This window comes from Lactiplantibacillus plantarum, from assembly GCF_014131735.1.
Classification (GTDB): domain Bacteria; phylum Bacillota; class Bacilli; order Lactobacillales; family Lactobacillaceae; genus Lactiplantibacillus; species Lactiplantibacillus plantarum.
Genome location: NZ_CP039121.1, coordinates 2,085,622 through 2,110,442 on the forward strand (window position 1 = coordinate 2,085,622; position 24,821 = coordinate 2,110,442).

At 45.9% G+C, this 24,821-nt stretch carries 27 protein-coding genes; 3 read left to right on the forward strand and 24 right to left on the reverse strand.

Annotated features, from left to right (window positions below):
• Window positions 1–43 precede the first annotated feature (43 nt).
• From E5260_RS09780 to E5260_RS09790, 3 genes are all read right to left on the reverse strand, one after another.
• A complete protein-coding gene (locus E5260_RS09780; protein ID WP_003641539.1) occupies window positions 44–505 on the reverse strand; it encodes a MerR family transcriptional regulator in 462 nt (153 codons plus the stop codon).
• A 69-nt stretch (window positions 506–574) separates the two neighbouring features.
• Window positions 575–1,087 (reverse strand): YtxH domain-containing protein, encoded by a 513-nt coding sequence (locus E5260_RS09785; protein ID WP_003641538.1) that lies wholly within the window; start codon window positions 1,085–1,087, stop codon window positions 575–577.
• 2 nt (window positions 1,088–1,089) lie between these two features.
• On the reverse strand, window positions 1,090–1,506 hold the full coding sequence (locus E5260_RS09790; protein ID WP_003641537.1) for a DUF948 domain-containing protein: 417 nt from the start codon (window positions 1,504–1,506) through the stop codon (window positions 1,090–1,092).
• A gap of 188 nt (window positions 1,507–1,694) precedes the next feature.
• Between E5260_RS09790 and E5260_RS09795 the strand changes: the two genes are divergently transcribed.
• Window positions 1,695–2,588, forward strand: a complete 894-nt coding sequence (locus E5260_RS09795; protein WP_003641536.1) for a mechanosensitive ion channel family protein — start codon at window positions 1,695–1,697, stop codon at window positions 2,586–2,588.
• 267 nt (window positions 2,589–2,855) lie between these two features.
• On the opposite strand, the gene E5260_RS09800 is transcribed toward E5260_RS09795, so the two are convergent.
• The 6 genes from E5260_RS09800 to racE all read right to left on the reverse strand — a co-directional run bounded on the left by E5260_RS09800 (window position 2,856) and on the right by racE (window position 7,273).
• The gene (locus E5260_RS09800; RefSeq protein WP_003641535.1) at window positions 2,856–4,010 is read right to left on the reverse strand and encodes an N-acetyldiaminopimelate deacetylase; all 1,155 of its coding nucleotides are present in this window, start codon (window positions 4,008–4,010) and stop codon (window positions 2,856–2,858) included.
• Between the two features lie 17 nt (window positions 4,011–4,027).
• The gene (gene dapD / locus E5260_RS09805; protein ID WP_003641534.1) at window positions 4,028–4,738 is read right to left on the reverse strand and encodes a 2,3,4,5-tetrahydropyridine-2,6-dicarboxylate N-acetyltransferase; all 711 of its coding nucleotides are present in this window, start codon (window positions 4,736–4,738) and stop codon (window positions 4,028–4,030) included.
• Window positions 4,739–4,756: 18 nt separating this feature from the next.
• Window positions 4,757–5,248 (reverse strand): cyclic-di-AMP-binding protein CbpB, encoded by a 492-nt coding sequence (cbpB, locus tag E5260_RS09810; protein ID WP_003641533.1) that lies wholly within the window; start codon window positions 5,246–5,248, stop codon window positions 4,757–4,759.
• A gap of 87 nt (window positions 5,249–5,335) precedes the next feature.
• Window positions 5,336–5,854 carry a metallophosphoesterase gene (locus E5260_RS09815; RefSeq protein WP_003641532.1) on the reverse strand — a complete coding sequence of 173 codons (519 nt, stop codon included), beginning with the start codon at window positions 5,852–5,854 and terminating at the stop codon, window positions 5,336–5,338.
• Window positions 5,851–6,459: an XTP/dITP diphosphatase gene (locus E5260_RS09820; protein WP_003641531.1), complete on the reverse strand. Its 609-nt coding sequence runs from the start codon at window positions 6,457–6,459 to the stop codon at window positions 5,851–5,853. Before E5260_RS09820 ends, E5260_RS09815 begins: the two co-directional genes overlap by 4 nt.
• Entirely contained in the window at window positions 6,452–7,273 is an 822-nt protein-coding gene (gene racE, locus E5260_RS09825; RefSeq protein WP_003644631.1) for a glutamate racemase, read from the reverse strand. Before racE ends, E5260_RS09820 begins: the two co-directional genes overlap by 8 nt.
• 37 nt (window positions 7,274–7,310) lie before the next feature.
• On the opposite strand from racE, the gene E5260_RS09830 reads away from it, so the two are divergent.
• Window positions 7,311–7,994: a YslB family protein gene (locus E5260_RS09830; protein WP_003641529.1), complete on the forward strand. Its 684-nt coding sequence runs from the start codon at window positions 7,311–7,313 to the stop codon at window positions 7,992–7,994.
• A 167-nt stretch (window positions 7,995–8,161) separates the two neighbouring features.
• On the opposite strand, the gene trxA is transcribed toward E5260_RS09830, so the two are convergent.
• The 15 genes from trxA to ruvA all read right to left on the reverse strand — a co-directional run bounded on the left by trxA (window position 8,162) and on the right by ruvA (window position 24,062).
• Window positions 8,162–8,473: a thioredoxin gene (trxA, locus tag E5260_RS09835; RefSeq protein WP_003641528.1), complete on the reverse strand. Its 312-nt coding sequence runs from the start codon at window positions 8,471–8,473 to the stop codon at window positions 8,162–8,164.
• Window positions 8,474–8,628: 155 nt separating this feature from the next.
• Window positions 8,629–10,992 carry an endonuclease MutS2 gene (locus E5260_RS09840; protein ID WP_003641527.1) on the reverse strand — a complete coding sequence of 788 codons (2,364 nt, stop codon included), beginning with the start codon at window positions 10,990–10,992 and terminating at the stop codon, window positions 8,629–8,631.
• A gap of 59 nt (window positions 10,993–11,051) precedes the next feature.
• A complete protein-coding gene (locus E5260_RS09845) occupies window positions 11,052–11,303 on the reverse strand; it encodes a cell division protein ZapA (RefSeq protein ID WP_003645448.1) in 252 nt (83 codons plus the stop codon).
• A gap of 131 nt (window positions 11,304–11,434) precedes the next feature.
• Entirely contained in the window at window positions 11,435–11,731 is a 297-nt protein-coding gene (locus E5260_RS09850; RefSeq protein WP_003641525.1) for a DUF1292 domain-containing protein, read from the reverse strand.
• Window positions 11,732–11,743: 12 nt separating this feature from the next.
• Complete coding sequence (ruvX, locus tag E5260_RS09855; RefSeq protein ID WP_003641524.1) at window positions 11,744–12,178, reverse strand: Holliday junction resolvase RuvX; 435 nt, start codon at window positions 12,176–12,178, stop codon at window positions 11,744–11,746.
• Window positions 12,175–12,444, reverse strand: a complete 270-nt coding sequence (locus E5260_RS09860; RefSeq protein WP_003641523.1) for an IreB family regulatory phosphoprotein — start codon at window positions 12,442–12,444, stop codon at window positions 12,175–12,177. Before E5260_RS09860 ends, ruvX begins: the two co-directional genes overlap by 4 nt.
• Window positions 12,445–12,830: 386 nt before the next feature.
• Entirely contained in the window at window positions 12,831–15,473 is a 2,643-nt protein-coding gene (alaS, locus tag E5260_RS09865; protein ID WP_003641521.1) for an alanine--tRNA ligase, read from the reverse strand.
• 327 nt (window positions 15,474–15,800) lie between these two features.
• Window positions 15,801–17,144, reverse strand: a complete 1,344-nt coding sequence (locus E5260_RS09870) for a DEAD/DEAH box helicase (RefSeq protein ID WP_003641520.1) — start codon at window positions 17,142–17,144, stop codon at window positions 15,801–15,803.
• Between the two features lie 2 nt (window positions 17,145–17,146).
• On the reverse strand, window positions 17,147–18,103 hold the full coding sequence (locus E5260_RS09875; protein ID WP_003641519.1) for a DHH family phosphoesterase: 957 nt from the start codon (window positions 18,101–18,103) through the stop codon (window positions 17,147–17,149).
• Window positions 18,104–18,195: 92 nt separating this feature from the next.
• Window positions 18,196–19,329 (reverse strand): DNA polymerase IV, encoded by a 1,134-nt coding sequence (gene dinB, locus E5260_RS09880; RefSeq protein ID WP_003641518.1) that lies wholly within the window; start codon window positions 19,327–19,329, stop codon window positions 18,196–18,198.
• 128 nt (window positions 19,330–19,457) lie between these two features.
• The gene (gene yajC / locus E5260_RS09885) at window positions 19,458–19,841 is read right to left on the reverse strand and encodes a preprotein translocase subunit YajC (RefSeq protein WP_003641517.1); all 384 of its coding nucleotides are present in this window, start codon (window positions 19,839–19,841) and stop codon (window positions 19,458–19,460) included.
• A gap of 77 nt (window positions 19,842–19,918) precedes the next feature.
• The gene (gene tgt / locus E5260_RS09890; RefSeq protein ID WP_003641516.1) at window positions 19,919–21,061 is read right to left on the reverse strand and encodes a tRNA guanosine(34) transglycosylase Tgt; all 1,143 of its coding nucleotides are present in this window, start codon (window positions 21,059–21,061) and stop codon (window positions 19,919–19,921) included.
• Window positions 21,062–21,370: 309 nt separating this feature from the next.
• On the reverse strand, window positions 21,371–22,405 hold the full coding sequence (queA, locus tag E5260_RS09895; protein ID WP_003641515.1) for a tRNA preQ1(34) S-adenosylmethionine ribosyltransferase-isomerase QueA: 1,035 nt from the start codon (window positions 22,403–22,405) through the stop codon (window positions 21,371–21,373).
• Window positions 22,406–22,422: 17 nt separating this feature from the next.
• Window positions 22,423–23,433, reverse strand: a complete 1,011-nt coding sequence (gene ruvB, locus E5260_RS09900) for a Holliday junction branch migration DNA helicase RuvB (RefSeq protein WP_003641514.1) — start codon at window positions 23,431–23,433, stop codon at window positions 22,423–22,425.
• Window positions 23,434–23,450: 17 nt separating this feature from the next.
• Window positions 23,451–24,062, reverse strand: a complete 612-nt coding sequence (ruvA, locus tag E5260_RS09905; RefSeq protein ID WP_003644635.1) for a Holliday junction branch migration protein RuvA — start codon at window positions 24,060–24,062, stop codon at window positions 23,451–23,453.
• Between the two features lie 200 nt (window positions 24,063–24,262).
• On the opposite strand from ruvA, the gene E5260_RS09910 reads away from it, so the two are divergent.
• A complete protein-coding gene (locus E5260_RS09910) occupies window positions 24,263–24,781 on the forward strand; it encodes a hypothetical protein (protein ID WP_003641512.1) in 519 nt (172 codons plus the stop codon).
• The last annotated feature ends 40 nt before the right edge of the window (window positions 24,782–24,821 follow it).

The following is a 24,821-nucleotide window of genomic DNA, read 5'->3' on the forward strand; positions in this document are numbered from 1 at the left end:
CCCTCTTTTTTTACCTAGCGTTGACTGGTACTTGCTTTTAGTGTTATTCCGGTAGCGGATGTTCGGTTTCATAATCAGCCACTTCGGCTAACAGCGCCGCCGTCGTTTTCAGTGGCAGCACGTCACAGTCAACCGCGGCTTCACTCCCCGCCTGACTCGCACGCCGATAAACATCAATCTTATGATTGACTTTTTGCAAATTCAACAAGGATTGATGGATTTGCGCTTCAACAGCCTGGCGTTGCTCTTCAAACATTGCTAGCCGTTGATCAATCGTTCCATCCCCATCGGCACACCAACTAATAAATTGTCGAATATCCTCTAACGGCATCCCGGTCTGCTTAAGACAACGAATCAATGCCAGTGAATCCAAGTCTTCATCATTGAAGACCCGGCGGCCCTGCTTATCACGCTTCACAAAGGGCGTTAAGCCCGCCTTATCATAATAGCGCAGTGTATAACTTGAAATACCGGTCTTTTTGGCGACCGCTCCGATTGAATACAATGTGATTCCTCCTCAAAAGCAGATAGGACACCGAGCACTTGCTCAGTGTCCTATCTTATCGCTGTCAGCTTACTTGGCTGGTGACGATTCATCCGTTGTCGATTCATCATCAGACTTCGCAGGTGTTGCGTCCTTAGCAGGTGCTGATTCTGGTACGGGCGCTGAAGTCTTCTCGTCCTCGCCAGCTTTTTGATAAGCAGCTCCACCATCAATGACGATATCTTCATCATCACCTTCATCATCTTCGACCTTAGCTAATTCAGACCGTAAACTATCCGTAGCTTGGTCAAGACTTGAGCCAAAGCTTTCACCCGTTTCCTGCTTAGCGGCTTGATACTGGTCAGCAAAATCGGCCACTTTTCGCTTTGTATCTTCAAATTGTTGCCCAGCTTCAGCCTTGAAGTCTTCAGCAGCATCGTTGGCATAGAACGCATAGTCGATTGCCCGATCCTTAAAATCGGCAATTCCTTGCTGTGCTTTAGCTTTCAATTCAGCCTTTTTATCATCATCCATCTTCATAACGGCGGTAGCAATCGCTGCACCACCTAAAACAACACCTAATAAGAATCCCTTTTTCGACATAATTAAGACTCCTCACTATTATTTTTTGAACGTCGATTACGATAGACATCAAAAGCGGCTTTGCCGACCTTGCTTGCGCTGGAGAACTTGCTCCGCTTCTCATTGTTCTTGCCAATCTTGGCTGTTAAGTCTCGAGTCGCAGCATTTAAGTCAGAGACGCTCTGACCTAAGTCGCCCATCGCTTGAAACGCTGGATCAATTGTTGCAACTTTGCCGTTAACATCCTTTAAGAGTTCATTGGCATTTGCCATGATTTTTTCAGTCTCATGTGACAAGGCGTCAACATCATCCGTAATATTATTTAAACTACGGTTGACTTCCCCCATCGTTTTAGTAATCCGCATTAAAAAAATCCCGATAAAGCATACTAATAATAAGAACGCAATGGCGGCAATGATGCCCGCAATGTGTGTAATCATCCTAAAATTCCTCCTTCAACAGCCATGATATTAAAACTAGCATAGCATTGTCTTTAGTATACCGCAATTAAAAAAGTGCTTACAACATTCACCCAGTCACATTTGGTCGCAATAACTTGATCACGGCTTGGTTGCCCGCGTCAAATCTGATAAACTAGTGAACAGACAACAATAACGAGGGTGAAGATATGTTTAATTCAATTAACCTAGCAGCGGTTGACACACCGACTAAACAAGTTTCGGTGTGGATGAAGTTGGCTAAGAAAATTGACTGGCAACAAATTATTATTAATATTGGCGGCAAGCTACTCGAAATCATTTTATTTATTTTACTATTTTGGGTGATTGATCGGCTAGGAAAACGCCTGATCCACCACTTATTTTTAACGAATGCTAATACCAGTGATACTGCCAATAATCGGATTTCAACGATTTTTACATTATCATTAAATATCTACCATTACGTCATCATGTTTTTTGGCATCTATGCGGTACTTTCAGTGTTAGGTGTTCCCGTGGGGACGTTGATTGCTAGTGCTGGGATTTTCAGTGTGGCGTTAGGTTTAGGCGCCCAAGGCTTCGTCAGTGACATTGTCACCGGGTTCTTCATTCTACTTGAAGATCAGATTGATGTTGGGGATTACGTCAAAATCGAAACCATTGAGGGGACCGTCTCCGCAATCGGTTTACGGACAACTCAAGTTACGAGTCCCGATGGCACGTTGAACTTTATTCCCAATCGCAAGATTTTAATCATTAGCAACCAGTCGCGTAACGATATGCGCGTGCTGATTGACCTCTACATTCTCACAACGACTCCCGTTCAAGATCTGACTAACGTGGTCCGCGAAACTAATGCCGACCTCGTGCCTCAGTATCCTGATATCATCGGTGAGCCCGACATTCAAGGCGTCACGACACAAGCCGATGGGACGTTGGTCTTCCGAGTACAATTTTACGTCAAAAATGGCATGCAGTTCGCAATTCAGCGCGACTTTTTGGCCGCCTACTTGAACGCGGCCCGAGCAGCGGGAATTCAACTCCCCTCGCCACGTTTAAATATCGCCCCAACGCACAAGTAAGCTCAACCAACACAAGCCCGCACAGCGGTTGCTCAGAAATGAGCGCCACGGTGCGGGCTTGATCTTTCATCTGACAAATTTCTTCAGGTGGGAACCATGACGCACGTTGTTATTGTCAGGAATAGTTTTAGTTATTCCCATTCGCAACCTAACGTGACCAGGCGAAAACTATTGTGCGGTCACAACCAACCATTAATTGCAGCAACGCTCTGCATTCTTGAAACTCAAAAACGTACTGACACGTGTTAGCGCAGTACGTTTTGTAATTTATTTGTGTAACGCATTCCGATGAGTCAAAAAGCCGGTCATCGCATTGACCCCACTCATAATGGCAGCCGTGTGCGGCACCATGTTTTCCGAGTGCAACGAATATGGACTGTCGACCCCTAACCAGAACATTGTCCCTGGAATCTGATGAATCAAATAACCAAAGTCTTCCCCAGTCATTGCTGGTTCCGTTTCAATAAAGTTGACATCATCATCATCCTGCATGTACTTGATAAAATCAGCAGTGATTGCGTCATTGTTCTCAACGGGATAATAACCACCTTGATTGAGCTTCAAATCGATATTGCAGTCATAGGCGAGCGCAATCCCCTCAGTAATCGTCCGAACCCGCCGCTGAATATGCATGTTCATCTCCTGCGTCAACGCTCGGATCGTCCCGTCAATCTGGGCCTCACCGGCAATCACATTGCCAATCGTGCCAGCAGTAAAGTGACCTAATGTCACCACACCACTTTGAATCGGGTCCACGTTGCGCGCTACAATCGTCTGCAGCTGGGAGACTAACGCCGCACCAGCGACGACCATGTCGTTTGCTTGATGTGGGTAAGCCGCGTGTCCACTTTTACCACTTAAGTGTGCGTGGATCTCACAAGTCCCCGCAAATAACGTGCCCATCCGGCAACCGATCGCTCCAGTTGGTAAATTAGGATTGTCATGGAATGCAAAAATCTCATCTGGCATCCAATCACCATCTAGCGCACCACTTTCGTACAAGCGTTGCCCACCCGAGGCATTTTCCTCAGCCGGCTGGAACATGAAAACCATGTCGGTCGCAGGTCGGTTCTCTGCAAAGTAGCTTAGGATTCCTAGCGCGACTGACATATGAATATCATGGCCACACGCGTGCATGACACCTGGATGGGTCGATGCAAATGGTAAGCCCGTATTTTCAGTAACTGGTAACGCATCGATGTCAGTTCGATAACCGATTCGATAATCATGCTTTAAACCACTGACTTTCACTAAAATCGCCGTATCCAAAGTAGGAATGGTTTTGATTGTCAGCCACTCTTGAGGCATCTTACCAATAATCGACAATAAATAAGCCTGTGTTTCATGTTCTTGTAAGCCGATTTCCGGAATTTGGTGTAAGTGTTGATAAATTGGAATTAGATCGGTTTCCCGTAAGACCATTGTTTATCCCTCCACCATTAAAGATTCCGTAATTCTGCCATTAATTCAGTCTTGCTCTTAGTCTTATCATCAATATCTTTCAACTTACGAGCAGGAACCCCACCGACTACGGTGTTAGGAGCGACGTCTTCAATGACGATCGCACCCGCAGCCACAACGGCACCCTTACCAACATGCACGCCTTCAAGTACGGCCGCATTGGCACCGATCAGCACGTCGTCATCGATTTGAACTGGTTTAGCCGAAGGTGGCTCTACCACGCCAGCTAACACAGTACCAGCGCCAATATGACAGTTCTTACCAACAATTGCGCGACCACCAAGAATGGCACCCATGTCAATCATCGAGCCTTCACCGATTTCGGCACCAATGTTGATCACCGCACCCATCATGATAACGGCATTATCACCAATCAATACTTGGTCACGAATAATCGCACCGGGTTCGATCCGCGCATTGTATTGCTTCAAATCTGCCATTGGTACGGCTGAATTGCGCGCGTCATTTTCTAATTCATAATCTTCGATATTTGCAGCGTTAGCCTTTAAGAACGGTTCAACATCCGCCCAGTCACCAAATAATACCCCAGCGTTGCCACTGAAGAAAGTTTTGATGCCTGCTGGAACGTTTAATTGGTCTAAAGCACCCTTCACGTATACTTTTACGGGTGTTTTCTTTTTCGCACTGCCAATGTAGTTAATAATTGATTGTGCATCTAATTTTGCCATCGGAGACCCTCCAAAAATTTATTTAGCTTTTTCACTAGTGGAAAAATCCTTCTCAATCATATCATATTGTTTGCCGATTTCATGGGTCAGAAAGTTAAAACTCTTCATGAATTCACGACGAGTGACAATTCCTTGAAAAATTTGCTGTTCATCAACGACTGGAACAAACGGATTATCAATCATCAAGTGTAACGTCTCTTCAACGTCATCCACATCATGAACCGTCTTAACTTGTGTCTCCATTACGTCACAGACACGTTTTTGCAGTAATATTTCAGTATTCAGTTGATCAAAACCTAACATTTGTTCAGTAATCAGTGGCAACGATACTAAACCTTCAAAGTGACCACCATGATCAAGTACTGGAATTTTGGAATACTTGACCTTCGTTAGTACTAAAAACGCGTGATACAAATTATTATCAGTTTGAACGTTGGCAACCACGTCCGCCGGAATCAAATAATGGTCGGCGTTACGTGACAATAAGTCCTCAACTGGTTGAATTAACATACAGCGCCTCCTTCACTAAGCCCATCCCTTTATTTTAACCGCAAAAGCACTTTGCACAGCCCTAAAAATCAGTTTTTTTACCACATTTTAATCAGCAAAATGAAATTTTAGTTCTGGCACCGCTTGTAGTTGCCGATCATAATATTGGACGTCGATACCTGCGGCTGACGTTGTCACGATGGCGTAGGTGCCACCGATACGTGCAAATTCACCACGCGGATAAGTAATACTACCAGGATTAAGCACGACCACGCCGCCTCGTCGTTCAACACCCAGTTGATGCGTGTGACCAAAGAAAGCCAGCGTCGCATTGTGCACCTCAGCATTAGCTAATAGATGGTCCAATCCCATGTTCACACCGACTAAGTGACCGTGCGTCATGTAGACTGTCACCTCATCAATAGTTGGATTCACTTCATTTGGAATCACGTCATCGAAATCCATATTTCCTTGAACCGTGAATATCTCTTGAAAAACCGCGTCATCATGCGGTAATTCAGAATCACCACAGTGAAAAAAGGCGTCAACCTGACCGCGGTACTTATCAAGCAATCGAACTAACACGTCACGATCGCCATGGCTATCACTCACTACTAAACATTTCATGCTTTCGCCCACCATTCATCGAATTTAGTCATCAGTTGTCGCAAGGCTGCACCCCGATGACTGATTTGATTTTTTTGTGCTGGCGTCAATTCCGCCAAGGATTTTTGAAACTTACTTGACCAAAATAACGGATCATAACCAAACCCATTGTCACCACGGGGGGCAATCAGAATACGGCCGGCTAACTCACCGTTAACGACAAGTTTCTCACCACTGGGTTTAAGGGCAACCAGGGTCGTATGAAAAGTCGCGGTCCGCTCCGCTTCAGGAACGCCACCAAGGTTGGCTAACAACTTGGCATTATTCGCAGCATCATCATGATCACCAGCATACCGTGCCGAAAACACTCCCGGATCACCGTGCAACGCCTTGACCATCAAGCCGGAATCATCCGCAATTGCCGGTAATCCGGTTGCTTCGACCACAACCGTCGCCTTTTTAGTGGCATTTTCTTCAAACGTGATACCGTTCTCCTTAATTTCAGGAATATTTGGAAAATCAGCCAACGTTTTGATGGTAATATCATACGGTGCCAACATCGCGCTAAACTCGCGCGCCTTATTGGCATTGTTAGTCGCAATGATCAATGTTTGTGGTTTAGTCATTCGCTTCACTCCCTAAATCAATATGTTGTGCGTGAAAGTCCGGTTGGCCCAACCAGTTCCGCGCGATTGCTTCGAATTGATCAGCCGCCCCCGTCGTGTAGTACTCATCCGGATAACGCTTAGTAGAACGATCGTTAGCAATATCCAAGTAATCGAGTACCGCCGAGACATCGTTCACCGTTTCGGCACCAGAATCAATCAAGGTCACCCCAGGCCCCATCACATTTTGAATAAGTGGCCGCAATAATGGATAGTGTGTGCAGCCCAAAACAAGCGTATCAACGTCTTGTTTTTTTAGTTGTTTCAACGTTTCCGCAACCACCCGCTTGGCAACCGTTGATTGATACTCATTCGATTCAACCAACGGCACAAACTTTGGGCACGCCTGCGAAACGACCGTCGCAGTAGGATCTTTGGTTAAGATAGCATCTCGATAAGCATTACTACGAATCGTCCCCTCAGTCGCAATCACACCGATTCGATTACGATGAGAAGCTTTTAACGCAGCCCGCGAACCAGGCGCAATCACCCCAATAACGGGAATTGACAACTGCTGCCGCAACGCCGGCAATGCCGCTGCGGTCGCAGTATTACAAGCTATCACGAGCATTTTGATCTGCTTTGCCATTAAGAAATCCGCCATCTGAAAAGAAAAAGTTCGCACTTGTTCAGCTGGTCGCGGACCGTATGGCAAACGCGCCTGATCACCAATAAAATAAACTGTTTCGCGCGGGAGTTGTTTCAAAGCTTGCTTGACGACAGTCAACCCGCCAACCCCCGAATCCATGAAGCCAATTGCATGTTCATTTGCCATTTTAAAATCTCCGTTCACTGAATTCTGAAACTTTATTATGGTCTTTTTTGAAATTGATTTCAAGCCAGACCAATTGCGACGAAATTGTAAAGTTTCCGTTGATAAATTGAAAAAAACCGACACATTAGTGGAAACGGGGTATAATAATGATTATACAGTGGCTAGAGTACCACGATTTTTTGCATGGAAAGGAATTATCATGACGAACGACTTTTATTCTCAATTTGCGGGCAACTCGATCAAAGCTTCCATCCTCAGTGTGGAAATCTTGCGAGATGCCTTAATACCAAAGTTATTGGGTGATGACAGTAGTGGCATCCTTTACTGGGCGGGTAAAGACTTGGCACGCCAGTTTCCTGTCGCTAGTGATGATGATCTTGTTACCTTTTTTGAGCAAACCGGCTGGGGTCACCTTGTCGTGATTACAACGACGGATGATCTAATCACGTATGAATTGACTGGTGAGCCGGTCGCTCGGCGTAGCGCCACGATCAAATCACCAGACTTTATGCTTGAAACTGGCTTTCTAGCTGAGCAGTCGGCGCTCCGCACCAACTGTGTGAGTGAAGCTAAAATTACGTTCCAAAATCGCATGCGACTGCGCATCTCAGTTACGATTGATCACAATCAACCAATCGTCAATCACGATCCCGCAACACCAATCGAAATCGTGCGGCCTCAAGTTGAACTTGATGACGAACAACCTGAAGAAGCACAGTAAAAAGGACGGCCACGTGGTCGCCCTTTTTTGCAACGTTAAATAGTTTTCCTTATATAGTCATTATTAACGGTTGTCCCCGGTCTTAAAAAAGAGCGCAAAAAAACGCGCCGTTCACTTAAGAAGGCGCGTTCGCTAGCGAACCATTAATGAAATAATGGCCCAGCTTATTATAGATATTGAGCTAAAGTTTGTTGGATCTGTTCCTTGGAATGGTAGCCAACTAAGGTATCAACCACTTCGCCATCCTTCTTAACTAATAAGGTTGGAATGCTCATGATACCAAAGTTGCTGGCCGTTTCAGGGTTGGCGTCGACATCCATCTTATTGAACGTCACCTTGTCACCCATCTCGTCAGCTAATTGTTCGACCACTGGTGACTGCATCCGGCAAGGACCACACCATGTCGCCCAGAAGTCAGTTAACGTTACTCCTGAAGCCGTATCCGTTGTAAAAGTTTTATCAGTAGTTGCTGCGACCATTATAATCGGCCTCCTTTAAGCTTTATCTGTTACTAATAGTAAGTATACCAGTAACCGGGTGGAACACAAACAATTTGCCTGCAATCAAAGCGCCGATATCGTGCACAGCCATGAATTCGCGTCATCACTGATCTGCACCTGGCACTCGTCACTGGTTATTTGAACTGCACCTCAGTCGCACCATTGCCGCCATGATTTGGCGCAGCAAAGTGAAACGACTTGACTTGCCGATTAGACTTGAGATAGTTGGTAATGCCTTCTCGTAGAGCACCAGTTCCCTTCCCGTGTACGATTGTGACGGAAGGATACCCGGCCAACAACGCAGCATCAATATAGCGATCAACTTGAGTCATCGCGTCTTCATAACGCACACCCCGCAGGTCCAAGTTCGGCGAAACGTGACTCGCGTGGGCACTCTGAACAGTAGCACGCGCGCGTTTTGGCTCTTCTGGCTTAACGCGTTCCAAGTCACCGTCACTAATCTTCATCTTCAAGATGCCGAGTTGGACTTCCCACTCGTGTTTACCCATCTGACGCATCAACACACCACGTTGACCATACGATTTGACCAGCACGTCATCACCTTCATGAAAATCATGTTGGGCTTTGGCACGCCGTAATACACGGTTTTTCTTGAGCTTAGGCTGTTGCTCCAATGCATTCAACGCGCCCTTCGCATCAATCAACTCGTTTTCTTTGACAGTCGCCGTACCACTCGCTAATTGTTTCTTACGCAAATCACTAATGATAGCATCGGCCTTAGTCTTACTTTGCTCAACAATGGTGTTCGCCTGCACTTTGGCATCTTCGATCAACTGATCTTTACGCTGTTGATACGCATTGAATTCGCTCTTCAACTGCCGGTGCAATTTTTCAGAATCTGCCACTTGGGTTTTCAGATGCAGTTGTTCATCTTCAACCTGTTTGCGCTTCGTCACCAAATCCGCAATCATTGCGTTGAGGTCTTGACTATCCGTATCCGTCAACGACCGAGCTTGATCAACAATCGCTTGCGGGATGCCCAACCGCTGTGCGATATCGAGCGCATTACTTCGACCAGGAATCCCGACCAATAGCCGGTACGTCGGCTTGAGTGTTTCTTCGTCAAACTCCATACTAGCATTGATCGTATCAGGTCGGTTAAACCCATACGCCTTAAGTTCTGGGTAGTGAGTCGTCGCAACGACTTGGGTTCCCTTGGCCCCAATGGCATCCAGAATTGCGATTGCCAGTGCCGCACCTTCTTGCGGATCAGTCCCGGCACCCAATTCATCAACGAGTACTAAACTGTGAGCGTCGATCTGCGCTAAGAAACTTTCAATATTTTCCATATGGGATGAGAACGTACTTAAATTCTGTTCGATCGACTGTTCATCACCAATATCCGCAAAGATCTCATTATAAACGCCAACGCGACTTCCGGCTTCAACAGGAATAAATAATCCTGACTGGGCCATCAATTGTAGTAATCCCAGCGTCTTCAACGTAATCGTCTTCCCACCAGTGTTAGGCCCCGTAATGACCATCGCCTGATAATCAGTACCTAAACTAATATCATTGGCAACGACTTTGCGAGGATCAATCAGGGGGTGGCGTGCTTGCCGTAGATAGACTTCATTTTTGGGTGAAACGGCCGGTTCAGTCGCCTTCATATCATGCGCATAACGCGCCTTGGCATTGATAAAGTCGAAATGTCCAAGAATCGCCGCATTATTAATGATTTCGTCCTGGTAAGGCGCAATCAAGTTGGAGAGTTCCTCCAAGATACGCTGTTCTTCTTGCTTTTCCGCAACTTGATTTTGCCGTAACCGGTCATTCATCGCCATGACAGCCTGGGGTTCGATAAAGAGCGTCTGCCCACTCGCTGATTGATCATGCACGATGCCACCAAACCGACTGCGATTCTCGGCCTTGACCGGGATAACGTAACGGTCGTTTCTAATCGTGATGATTGGGTCGCTTAAATACTTGGCATCATGGCCACGGGTATAATGACCCATTTGGTTACGAATCTCCGTTTCAGTACGACGGATATTGCTCCGAATCCGGCTCAGTTCTGGTGACGCCTCATCCGTGATATGACCGTCACCTTCAATGGCAGTAGCGAGGCGCTTCGTCACATCTGGTAAAGTAACTAATTCTGCAACTTCATCAAACAGGTGTCGAATATCATTCTCAGGTGCATCTTCTAGCAACTCGGCAAAAAAGCGCGTGATTGCGCGCGTTGTCCGTAACACCCGCCCAACTTGCCCGAGTTCACTCCCATTCAGGGTCGCACCGATAGCTAACCGTTTCATATGCGGTTTTATATCCGCTAAACGAGCGACCGGAATGCCACCCTTTAAACGATACACTTCTGCCCCGTCGTTGGTTTCATCTAAGGCCCGTTGAATATCCGCAACGCTGGTCATTGGGTGTAGTTCATTGAGTGCTTGTTGGCCCGTTGCCGAGACTAAGTATGGTGCTAATTGTTGTTTTACTTGTTGGTACTCTAACGTATTCAATACTTTGGAATTCACTGATATCCCTCCGAAGTTCCAATGAATTACGAAAAGCCGCAAAAAAACGGACAATGCAATTACTTGTCGGCATCATCCGTTTGCATTTTCAATAATTCAGCTTGTTTGTCAACCTGATCTGAAATCGCATTGAATGCGAGCAACGTCGCAATCTCCGTATCAGACAAATCGGGGGCTAATTTTTTTAATTGTGCCACTTGCTCATTCATCATCCGCGTCACCGTTTGCATGTGACGGTCAGATGCCGTGCCAATGATCGTGTAAGTACGACCATCAATTTCCGCTTTAAAGCGGCGCTTGTTAGCAGTCATCAACATCCCGCTTCCTTTCAATAACAATTAATATTCTAGCATGGTTATCACAATTATGCGACAGTTAGAACCGTCTCATAATTTCTAAAAAAGCCCGCGGACATGCGCCCACGAGCTTAATCTACTTTCGACTATTGCATGCCACCGTCATCGGCTAAGAAGGTATTCAAAACTTGCTCAACCATATCCCATTCGTCGTCCGACTCGATCAGTTGTAATTCGCCATTGTCGCCATCTTCAGGATTAAAGATGTAGGCTTGAATATCAACTTCATCATCGGCCGCAGCATCAGCTGGATATAATAAAATATAGGAGTGACCGAAATCTTCTGAATCAAACGTGAACAAAATATTAAATAAGGTTTCGTTACCTTCGTCATCAACTAATGTGATCACATCATTGTCTTTACGATCTTGGTTTTGGCTCATGTTAGTTCCTCGCTATTCTTGTGTGAGTTTGCCGTGGCGATCCAAGTAGTTTTGCAAGATTAAACTTGCAGCTAGCTTGTCGATCACCTTTTTGCGTTTCTTACGTGAGGTGTTAGCTTCTTCAACCAACATCCGTTCAGCTTCAACGGTCGTCAGACGTTCATCTTCAAAGTCTACCGGCAAATGAAACCGGGCTGTCAGTAACTCGCCGTAATGTTGCGCCGCCTCAGCCCGTGGTCCCAAGGTATTATTCATATTCTTTGGTAGCCCTAGGACAAAGCCCCCAGCATCCAATTCTTCAACGAGTTCAGCAACCCGGTCGATTCCGAATTCCTCAGCATCCTCATTGATTCGAATAATTTCAACGCCCTGCGCCGTCCATCCAAAAGCATCACTAATGGCAACGCCAACAGTTCTGGAACCTACATCTAACCCCATCAACTTCATGCATCAACATCCTTATCTGCCTTTAAGTAAGACTTGACAAGTTCCTCGATAATCTCATCGCGCTGATGCTTCCGAATTAAGTTCCGAGCATCCTTTAAGCGCGGGATATACGCCGGATCACCGGATAGTAAGTAACCCACGATTTGATTAATCGGATTGTAGCCCTTTTCTTGTAACGCTTCATAAACTGTCGTTAACGTGTCGTGGACATCCTTAACGCTGTCATTATCGAAGTCAAAGTACATTGTTTTGTCTAATGAACTCATATCAAGCACCTCCCGCTAGTTTCCGCTTCTAATCTATTTTACTAAATGCCCATATGAAGTACAATCAATCCACTTTGATGTAACACATTCGTAATAATAACCCGGAGAATGCAGACGTTTTCTGCAAATCCATCCCGATTTACACTGTTTTTTCATATGCTGACATACCCCTGTTTCGAATGTTCGAATAGTTGAAATTCAAAACAGGCACACCCTTTGTAACCCAATCTTCTACGAGTTAAGCCGGTCACAAGGTGCCATAACATTAAAAAATCAGTACCGTTAGAACGGTCTCGTCCTAACAGCACTGATTTAATTGTTATTTTGATAGCTTTAACATAGCTAACCAACATAAAAAACAGGATGTGCAACCAAAGCAATCAGTCTTATTGTTCGGCAAGCCACTCATGCGCAGCTTTCAGCGCCGCTGGTAGTCCAGCAGGCTTCTTCCCGCCAGCTTGGGCTAAGGTTGGGCGGCCACCGCCGCCACCACCAACTTTTGGTGCAATGGCTTTGATCAAGTCACCAGCTTTGATACCTGCCTTGACCTTGTCATCACTAACAGCAACTAATAAGTTGACCTTTTCGCCAATGACTGTTCCAAGTACCAGTACGTCAGAATACTGCTTGGTCTTCCAAGTATCGGCCAATTGACGGAGTTGATCCATGCCAGAGACTTCAATTTGTTGGGCGATCAACGTCGTACCGTTCACATCGTCAACTTGATCAAAGACTGCCCCAGCCTGCTGTTTGGCTAAGCGACTTTCGAGGCTGGCCCGGTTCTGTTGTTCCGCTTTGAGATCGGCTTGTAACTGACTAACCTTGGCTGGCGTATCAGCTAACTTCGGTGCCTTGACTTGAGCAGCAACTTGCTTCAAGGTTTGTTCTTCGCCGGCAAGCAGTTCGAAAGCTTCCTTCGAAGTAACGGCTTCAATCCGCCGCGTTCCAGCGCCAATCCCTGTTTCGGAAACAATCTTAAATAGCCCCAATTCACTACTGTTCTTAACGTGGGTCCCACCATCGAATTCGATAGAATAATCACCAATTGAAACAACCCGCACAATTTTGCCATACTTTTCAGTGAAAACCGCAATTGCGCCCATCTTGTGACCAGTTTCTTGGTCCGTTTGAATAGCACTGACTGGTAACGCTGCCCAGATCTTATCATTGACGATTTGTTCAACTTTAGCTAACTCTTCGTCAGTCACTTGACCAAAGTGAGTAAAGTCAAACCGTAAATAATCAGGTTCTACAAGTGAACCAGCTTGTTTCGTATGTTCACCGAGAACGTCACGAAGCGCCTGGTCTAACAAGTGGGTGGCGGTATGATTCTTTTCGACTTTGTTGTGGAATGCCAAGTCAACGTTCAGCGTATAAGTCGCGTCTTTTCGCATTGGTTTCAACACTTCAACGGTGTGTAAATGCTGCTTGTTGGGTGCATTTTGTACGTCAGTCACTTTAGCCACCATTTCACCGGCATCATCTAAGATCACACCACGGTCGGCAACCTGACCACCCATTTCAGCATAAAACGGTGTCTTGCTGAAAATCATCTCAGCTTGACCACTGTCGACGTGATCAACCAGGGTCTCGTCAACAATAATGTCGTTCAAAGTCCCCTGCACATTCGTTAATTCGTCATATCCCACGTATTCACTTGGCGTTTTGATGTCGATCAAGAGACTCCGTTGGACGCCCATGGACTTGGCACTGCTACGTGCATTGCGTGCGCGGTCACGTTGAGCCTTCATTTCAACTTCAAAACCAGCTTCGTCGACATCTAAATCTTCGTCGCCAGCGTATTCCTTAGTTAGTTCGAACGGGAAGCCATAAGTGTCATATAACTTAAATGCATCCTTACCAGCTAGTGTATCGTGACCAGCCTGCTTGGTTTCCGCGATCAAGTTATTTAACAGATTCAACCCATCATTCAAGGTCTCATTGAAGCGACTTTCTTCTGAAGCCACGATCTTTTCGATATACGCACTATTTTTGAGCACGTCGGGATAGTGTGAAGCCATGATCTTGCCAACAATCGGTACTAATTGGTCCAAGAAAGCTTCTTTCAAACCTAATTTTTGACCATGTAGGATTGCCCGCCGAATCAACCGCCGAATGACATAGCCACGACCTTCGTTGGAAGGTAAGGCCCCGTCACTAATAGCAAACGTAATGGCCCGAGCGTGATCGGCAATCACTTTGAAGGACACATCGTCCTGGGCGTTATCACCGTAGTGCTTGCCATCACTTAATTCTTCCGTCTTATGAATAATTGGGAGGAATAGGTCAGTTTCAAAATTGGTTTTCGCATTTTGAAAGACCGAAACGACCCGTTCTAGCCCCATCCCCGTATCAATATTCTTACGCGGGAGTGGTTCGTAAGTACCTTCAGGAGTGTGGTTAAATTGCGAAAAGACAATGTTCCAAACTTCCAAGTAACGTTCATTTTCACCACCAGGATAGTTTTCCGGGTCATCATCAGCTAAATTATTGAAAGCTTCGCCACGATCATAAAAAATTTCTGAATCGGGGCCAGATGGGCCTTGACCAATGTCCCAGAAGTTATCTTCGACTTTAATGATGTGGTCTGGTTTCACGCCAGTTGCTTCCCAGAATTTCGCGGCATCCGTGTCCTTGGGATAAACAGTCATGTATAACTTGTCAGGATCCCAGCCAAACCATTTTGGTGAGGTCAAGAGTTCCCAGGCCCAACTGATTGCTTCTTTTTTGAAGTAGTCACCAACTGAGAAATTACCAAGCATTTCAAACAACGTGTGGTGCCGCGCCGTCCGCCCAACATTCTCAATATCATTCGTCCGAATACTCTTCTGTGAACTCGTCATGCGGGGGTTATCCGGCACAACGGAGCCATCAAAGTACTTCTTCATCGTTGCAACACCGGAGTTGATCCATAATAACGTTGGGTCATCCACGGGAACTAGTGATGCACTAGGGACAATCGTATGACCTTTTTCATGAAAAAAGTCCAAGTACATTTGCCGAATTTCACTACTACTTAATTTTTTCATTTAATTCTGGCATCCTCTCTATCATTCTTAATTTAAGGCAAAAAAACACCGTTGCTAGCAAAGACGCTGTTAACGCGGTACCACTCTGCTTGCAACGATGTGTTCGTTTACCTCTTAAGCTCATTAACGCTGAGACACGAACTAGTTTGCTAGTCATTACTTCTAGGTAGCATCTACCCCACACCGCACTTTTTCCAGCAACCAAAGTGTTTCTTGACCGATATGTGAGATAGATATGTCCTTACTTTGCAAAGTATAGAAAACTTGCGGCGACTTGTCAATACACCACTCAGTTATTTTGCATTAATCTATCCGGATGCACGTCAATTAAGACTTACGATCCTTGCGTTCCTTGCGGGCAGCCGCTCGTTGTTCGATGCGGCGGTCCATCCGCGCCTTATCGCTGATCTTTTTACGAATGCGGCGTTTGTAACCCGGCTTGATCTTTTTCTTGGACTTTTTGACGTAACCAATCAAGGTTGGGTCCAGTTTTTCCTGTTTTGGCCCCCGTTTAGCCCGACGATTACGGTCATATGAATCCACAATCTCACCATCACGAATCGCCTTCGGTTTGAACTTGATCCCCATTGCTTCAACTGCACTGACCTTGGCTTCTTCGCCTGGGCTATATAACGTAATCGCAGTCCCCGCCATTCCATTCCGGCCGGTCCGGCCAACACGGTGAATGAAGAATTCTAAGTCATTCGGAATATCATCATTGATGACGTGTGAAACACCTTCAATATCAATCCCACGGGCAGCTAGATCAGTGGCAACAACAAATTGATACTTCAATTGTTGGACGTCGCGCATAACCCGCTTTCGTTCACGTGGTTGAATATCTCCATGGATCATTGCGACCGTTAAACCTTGTTGGCGCAAATAATGGGTCAACTCTTGAACTCGTTCCTTCGTGTTAGCAAAAACCAACACGAGATACGGTTCACCAATCGTCAGCAAGCGATAAATAATACTGTTTTTATCGTGACTCTTGGTGGAAATCAGCCAGTTATCAATAGTCGGACTAATCACAGATTCTACTGGAATTTCTTCCATAACTGGATTGTTCATGTACTTGCGCAAAAATGGCGTTAATTTTTGTGGCATCGTGGCTGAGAACACCAACATTTGTAAATCAGCAGGCATTCGGCCAGCAATCTGGTCAACCACGTTCAAAAAGCCCAAGTCTAGCGTCATATCGGCTTCATCAACTACTAGCTGAGTCGCACGATGCACATCGAGTGCCTGGGAGCGCATTAAGTCCAGAATCCGTCCTGGGGTCCCAATAATCAACTGTGGTTGGTGCCGATTTAGCTTTTCAATCTGTTCCTGCTTATCAGTCCCACCGACATAGAGTCCAATGTGAATGGCTTTCGGGCTGTGTTGGATCAACTGTTTAGCAGCAGTCTGAATCTGATAAGCTAATTCACGGCTGGGCGTTGTGATAACTGCCTGCACGTAACGTTCATCAGCATTCAGTTGATTGATCATTGGCAGTAAAAACGTATGCGTCTTACCACTCCCAGTTGCTGACTGACCGATGACGCTGCGGCCAGCAGCAATCACTGGAATCAACTTTTCCTGTACCGCAGTCGGTTTGCGGAAATTGATGTCAGTCAGTGCCTGCATCAAGAACGGCTGCAATTTAAAATCTTCAAAACTTGCGGTCATATTTAAACCTCTTTCTCATAATGGCTAGCGACTTGGTCGAGTTCTCGCACTACCGTTTCAATTTCTTGTTGGTCTTTAGCCTTGGCACCGCTCGCTAATGCGTGGCCCCCACCATCATGGTTCTTGGCCACACCGTTGATTGACGGTCCCTTTGAACGTAACCGAATACGGAAGTCACCTTCCTTTTGTTGAACAAAAATCGCCCAGCACTTAACCGTATCAATACGCCCAGGTAATGGGACAACCCCAGCAGTACTAGCATCACCGATTGCAAATGAATCGAGAATCGCATTCGTTAAAATAACGTAAGCTGCACCCGAATCCAACTGTGTCAGATGTTCATAAACGTAGGCCGACAACCGTGCGACTGGTAACGTGATGGTATCTTCAATACGATTGACAGCTTCAGCATCCGCACCGGCTTCCATTAAGGCCGCTGCTGCTCGCATGGTACTAGGCTTGGTCGCAGAGTATAGAAAGCGACCGGTGTCCCCAACGATGCCGGCATACAACAACCGAGCGGCGTTAGCCGTTAGCGTTAACTCCGCCGCAAGGGGTGCGTACCAATTATAAATCATCTCACTCGTACTGGAAGCATCAACGTCGACCCACTGTGGGTCACCGAAAGCGTCATCGTTTGGGTGATGATCGATTTTAACAATTGTCTTACCTTGATTCCAAAGTTCACCATCAATTCGGGGCTGATTAGCGGTATCAAGAATTAATACTAGTGCGTCTTGATAGTCCGCTTCGGTAACCTCATCCATTTGTCCTAACCAGTCAAAACCATGGTACTGTTTTCCAGGTGTCAATACCCGCTTCGCAGGAAAGCTAGCCTTAATGATAGCTGCTAACCCTAACTGGCTTCCGATGGCGTCTGGGTCAGGTCGCTGATGACGATGAATGATGATTGTTTTTGCTTGTTTAATTAAGTCAAAAATTGCTGTTTGGACGGTCATAAATGAACCTTCTTACTCTCATAATTTACTGGTGGCGATTAAACTGTCACAGTACTCCAGTATACCGAAGAATCCGCGTCGCGCCAAATAAATTAATTATCATTTGGATAAAGTGGTAACGTTAAGTTCTCAAACGCCAGTGGTGCCAAGCCAGTTAGCGTGATCCCTAACAGGCGGATGCCAGAGTTAAAATGATCATCGACCACCTCTTCAAAAATCTCTTCGGCGTACTGCTCAAACAAGGCCGCGTCATTAGGTATGAATTCACCGAACGTTCGCCGCTTGGTAATTGTGACAAAGTCACCGTAACGCAACTTGAGAACGAGTGTTTTACCGTGGCGCTGATGCGATTGCATGCTAGCTGCTACCAACTTAGCGATGGCCTTCAAGTGCGTATTAACTTCCGTCGTCGATTGGAGAAACGGTCCAAACGTCCGCTCTTTGCCGATTGATTTCCGTTCACGTAAATACTCGACTGGCCGATCATCACTGCCGCGCACTCGCCGGTATAAAATATAGCCCAACTTGCCAAATTGTTTGATTAGGTCTAATTCAGACTGTGCGTATAAATCCTGTCCAGTCTTGATTCCTAAATCGTGCATTTTAGGTACCGTCTTTTTACCGACACCCCGAAATTTCTCGATGGGTTCACGTAACAAAAATGGTTCTGCATCCTGTGGTAATACGATCGTCACACCCGCTGGTTTTCGATAATCTGATGCTAGTTTGGCAATGAATTTGTTGTAGGAGATTCCCGTTGAACAAGTTAAATGTGTTTGATGCCAAATTTCTTGTTGTAATCGGTGCGCCAGTTCGACCGCACTATGGATGTGTTTCTTATTCGTAGTCACATCCAAGTAAGCCTCATCAAAGGCAATTGGCTCAATCATCTCTGTATACTCATGGAAAATACGATGAATCTGCGCCGAAACTTCGCGGTACAACGGAAAGTTGGGCGTCTTAAATACTGCTGTTGGGCAGAGTTCTAATGCTTTAGCAGCTGGCATCGCCGAGTGAACGCCAAATTGGCGGGCAACATAGTTAGCCGTCGTCACAACGCCTCGCCCACCTGTCTGCCGAGGATCATGCGCGATCACTAACGGCTGCGTCTTGTAGGCTGGATGCTCCCGCTCTTCGATTGACGCATAAAACGCGTCCATGTCCACATGAATAATTTTCCGACTCGTATCCACCCGAATAGGCGCTTCAACAATTGACTGTGCCATCCGCCGCCCCTCCAATCCTTAGTACTTTCATTATACACGAACATACGTTCAAAAGCGCGTTTCAAGACCAAAAAATGAGCAAAAAAATAAGCGGTCATCAGCAATGATCGACCACTTATGGTGTAAACCTATTTTGCTTCAGAATCAGCATTATCGTCGGCGGCTGAGCTTGCCGATTCAACTTCAGAAGTAGCAGCTGATTCAGCCGCTGTCCCAGATTCTGGTGCAACTGTCTTAGCTTGTGCATCTTCGGCTGGAGAAATCTTAGCAACAGCGTTCAAATCAAAAACCAAGTAGATGCCATCACAGTCTAAAGTAACTGTTTTTTCGGTTTCGTTAACTTCATCAACGACCCCGTGCAAGCGACCAATTGTCGTAACCTTGTCACCACGTTTGATTTTGCTTAACATTTGTTGATGTTGTTGTTGTTGTTTCCGTTGTGGACGGATCATGAAGAAGTATAAGAATGCGAACATGACCACGATAAACAGAATTGATGCCATTTGACCCATTTAATATCGCTCCTACTCTAATTAAAAGTTTGACTATCTTTAACTTTAACAAATTACGGTCTGAAATACCAGTAGCACTAAAAGTTTTTCGGGTTTTTATCGTTAAAACCGTACATTTCAAAGAAGTTCTGGCGAAACTCCAGTAAATTATCATCCATAATGGCTTGACGAACTTGCTTCATTAAGTGTAACAAGAAATATAAGTTATGATAACTCGTCAAACGCAAACCAAACGTCTCGTCCGCCTTAATCAAATGACGAATATAAGCACGCGTGAAATTACGACAGGTATAACAATCACAATTATCATCTAACGGGGTGAAATCGTGAGCGTAGGCCGCATTTTTGACAACTAAACGCCCATGGGACGTCATGCAAGTGCCATTACGGGCAATCCGAGTCGGTAAGACACAGTCAAACATATCGACCCCACGAATTGCACCGTCGATCAAGGCATCCGCAGAGCCAACTCCCATCAAGTAACGGGGTTTATTTTCTGGCAATAGTGGCGTCGTGAAGTCTAAAACATGATTCATCTCAGCCTTCGATTCACCCACTGATAAGCCCCCAATCGAGTAGCCTGGAAAGTCCAAGCTAACAAGATCTTTGGCACTCTGTTCACGCAAGTCTTTAAAGCCCGCACCTTGAACAATCCCAAATAAGCCTTGGTAATCAGGGTGTTGATGAACCTTCAACCCCCGCTCTGCCCAGCGACTTGTCCGGGCAACTGACTTGCTAACATAGTCGTAACTTTCAAAGAATGGTGGGCATTCATCCAAACTCATCATGATATCTGGGCCAAGATCATTTTCGATTTGAATAGCCTTTTCAGGAGATAAGAACATCTTTGAGCCATTCAGATGATTCTTAAAGTGGACCCCTTCTTCCGTAATATCACGGTTTTTAGCCAGGGAAAAGACTTGAAACCCACCTGAATCCGTCAAGATTCCCTTTTTCCAATTCATAAACTGATGTAACCCGCCAGCTTCTTTCACGATTTGCTCGCCTGGCCGTAACCACAGATGGTACGTATTCGATAAGATAACACCCGCACCCATCGCGTCTAATTCTTCGGGTGCCAGTGACTTAACACTGGCTTGCGTCCCAACGGGCATAAACATCGGTGTTGGAAAGGTCCCGTGTGGCGTAATCAATTCGCCAAGGCGGGCTCCTGTGTGTTTTTCTTTCTTAATTAATCGGTATTTAATTGCCGGTTCCATATCTGTTCCTCCGTATTAAAATGTTGCTAAACTCAAATAATGATAGCACGAAATCCAGCCGTGAACCAGTCGCGGCAATTGGCGTGGGCACCCACGTGGCTTTAGTCAGTCTGTTAACAAAGCGTTCAAACGTCAAATAGTCGCCTCAAGAATGCATTTTAACTTCTTGAAGCGACTATTGACAATCTTTATTATCTCCAGAGCTAAAACGGCAGCTTGAAATTAGCGATACGCCTCGTATAATACGGCATTTTAATATTCAACCGTCATCCGTTTCAAAATAAGCGATCTCGTTTAAAGCCAGTTATACTAGTGAATAAACATCGCATCGCCAAAACTAAAGAAGCGATACTTTTCATCAATCGCATGTTGATAAGCCTTCAAAATCATATCACGGCCCGTAAAGGCAGCCACTAACATGACCAAGGTCGACTTCGGTAAATGAAAGTTCGTGATGAACGCATCAACGACTTTCCATTGATAACCAGGTTTGATAAAGATATCCGTCCAACCCGAATCCGGCTTGATTTCACCATCAAACTTACTACCAATGGTCTCTAACGTCCGGATTGACGTTGTCCCGGTTGCAATGATGCGCCCACCATTTTGCCGTACTTCATTCAACGTCTTAGCAGCATCTTCGTCCAATCGATAAAATTCACTGTGCATCTTATGATCATCGATATTATCTTCTTCAACTGGCCGGAACGTCCCTAGTCCGACATGCAGCGTCAAGTAAACCAACTTAATACCCTTGTCTTGAACTTTTTGTAAGAGTTCCTTCGTCCAGTGTAAACCAGCTGTTGGCGCAGCTGCCGAGCCATTTTCCTTGGCATAAACAGTCTGATAACGGTCTGGATCATCGAGTTTTTCTTTAATATATGGTGGCAATGGCGTTTCACCCAGGCTCTCCAAAATTTCCATGAAGATCCCATCGTAATGAAACTCGATCATCCGAATGCCATCTTCCTTTTCGGCCGTTACGGTCGCCGTCAACTTACCATCGCCAAATGAGATCACGGTACCGACCTTGGCACGTTTGGCAGGTTTCATGAGTGTCTCCCATTCATCACCTTCCGTATTATGCAATAATAGGACTTCAGCGTGACCACCAGTTTCAGGTTTAACACCATACAAACGAGCTGGCATAACGCGGGAATTATTCATAACGACCGCATCGCCTGGATTGAGTTGATCAATAATATCGTAGAAATGCTTATCTTGCATTTCGCCCGTTTGGCGATCCAATTCCAACAACCGTGAACTATCCCGTTTTTTGATTGGTGTCTGGGCAATCAGTTCATGTGGTAAATCATAATCAAAATCTTCAAGTGTTAAACTCATGTTGTGACCTCTTATCTTTATTTATTTTCTGGGTATGGGAATCCCAAATGCTGATAACCTTTAATTGTAACAACGCGTCCACGTTGTGTTCGCTTCAAGAACCCAATCTGGAGTAAGTACGGTTCGACCACTTCCGCGATTGTATCCGTTTCTTCACCAATATTGGCCGCAATCGTAGCAAGCCCGACCGGACCCCCGTCATAATACTCTAGCATCGTTCGTAAGAGCTTATTGTCAGTCTCGTCCAAGCCGGCATCATCTACGCGTAAATATGTCAGTGATCGCGCCACAATGGCCTCATCAATGGCATCTTGATCCGCCACTTCTGCAAAATCACGAATTCGCTTGAACAAGCGATTAGCAATGCGGGGCGTTCCCCGTGAGCGACGCGCAATTTCGTGGGCACCCGATGGTTTGATACTCGTTTGAAAAATATCTGCAGTCCGCTTAACGATATCTTCCAAATCAGCAACTTCATAGTACGCCATATGTTCGACGATTCCAAATCGGTCACGTAACGGAGCTGACAGCATACCAGCTCGGGTGGTCGCGCCAATCAGCGTAAACGGCGGCAGTGGAAAGTGCACGGGATGGGCGGTTGGCCCCTGTCCGACCACGATATCGACAAAAAAATCTTCCATGGCCGAATACAACATTTCTTCAACGATTTTCGGTAACCGGTGAATTTCGTCAATAAATAAGATATCACCCGGCTCCAGTTCATTCAAGAGCGCAACCAAATCACCTGGCTTTTCGATTGCAGGGCCACTGGTCGTGCGGATATTGACCTGCATCTCGTTGGCGATTACCATCGCTAGCGTGGTCTTCCCTAATCCCGGTGGACCATACAGCAAAACGTGATCCAAGGATTCCTCACGCTTGCGGGCCGCTTCAATATACACTCCTAATTCGTGCTTGACCCGGGCCTGACCAATATACTGGGCTAACGTTTGCGGACGGAGCGATTTTTCTAATGACGCCTCTTCGTCATCGGCTTTGTCACCGGATAATAACTTGTCATCGTCCATTTAGTTACCCCTCCCATCTACTTCTTCATCAATAGTCGTAGTCCTTCACTCAACAAGGTGTTCGTATCGGCCCCTTGTGTCTGACTAAACGTCTCCAACTTCTTAGTGACCTTCTTGACATCCGCTTTCGAATAGCCAAGAGCTTCCAGAGCCGCCAACGCGTCCGCTAACGCGCCATCAACAGCAGGAGCATCCACATCGAGCGCAGTTTGACCAGTAACATCAACGTTTAGATCGTTTAATTTACCTTTCAAGTCCAGCACGATTTGCTGAGCTGTCTTCTTGCCCACGCCAGGAAAACTCGTCAGATAAGTCGCATTCTCTTGATTGATGGCTTGGATCAGACCTGCATGGTCGTTGTTGGCCAAAATCGCGAGGGCCGACTTCGGACCAATTCCCGAAACCCCGAGCAACTTTTCGAACAACGCCTTCTCGTCAGCATCAAAAAAGCCAAATAGGCTCATGCCATTTTCGCTGACGGCTTGATGGATATACATCTTAACTGCTGTTGGGCCCACCTGGTAACGGTATGGATTAGCCGTTAGCACTTTATAACCAATGCCGCTGACCTCAATCACCACATAACCGGGGGTTACATCGGTCACTTGACCGAGAAAATATTCGTACACCGAAAAAACTCCTTTAAATAAAACGTATGTTTGCTTGCTAAATTGTACCACATTTTCACAGTGGCTTAACACTGGTGCACCGATAAAAACCAAATTTTAATGTTAAATCAATTTCACCTCGATTGACGGATTTCGTGGCAAGAAATGCTTGCCGCCACGTTAACGTCATGCTATGCTCAAAGTCCTAGGGAGGTCTCGCTATGCAACTCAAACCGTTTAAAGCGGTGTTACCGACCACAACTGGTCAAACTAAAATTCAAACAGCTGCGACCAATTGGGACAGCCAGGATACAATGACGACAACCGAAGCCAGCTATTACTGGTACGAACTCACACTCAACGGTGTTCACCAGTGGCGCTTAATTGGCAGCTGGCCGGTGGATCAAACCGTGACGACCATGGTTCCCGGCATGATCAACACAGTCCTTTACCCACAGCAACCCGTTATCGAGATGTTGATTGACGACTGGGTCGGTCATTTTGCCCCGGTCGTCGAGGTGACGGATACCGCGCACGTCACACATCGACTTTGGCAGATTACTGAGTCTGAGGTCAATACCGACATCACAACGGCCATGGCACCCGTTACTCCGCAGAAAACGTGGTTGACAACGGTCAGCACGCCACTCGTCATGTTAGTCTCAACCAGTGAATGGCAAAAATTAGCCACCGCACCAGTCATTCCCGAACAGTTAATTGCGTTAGCGACAACCTCATAATTAACCAGTCGTGGCTGTTAATTGTGAATTTCGCTATGGC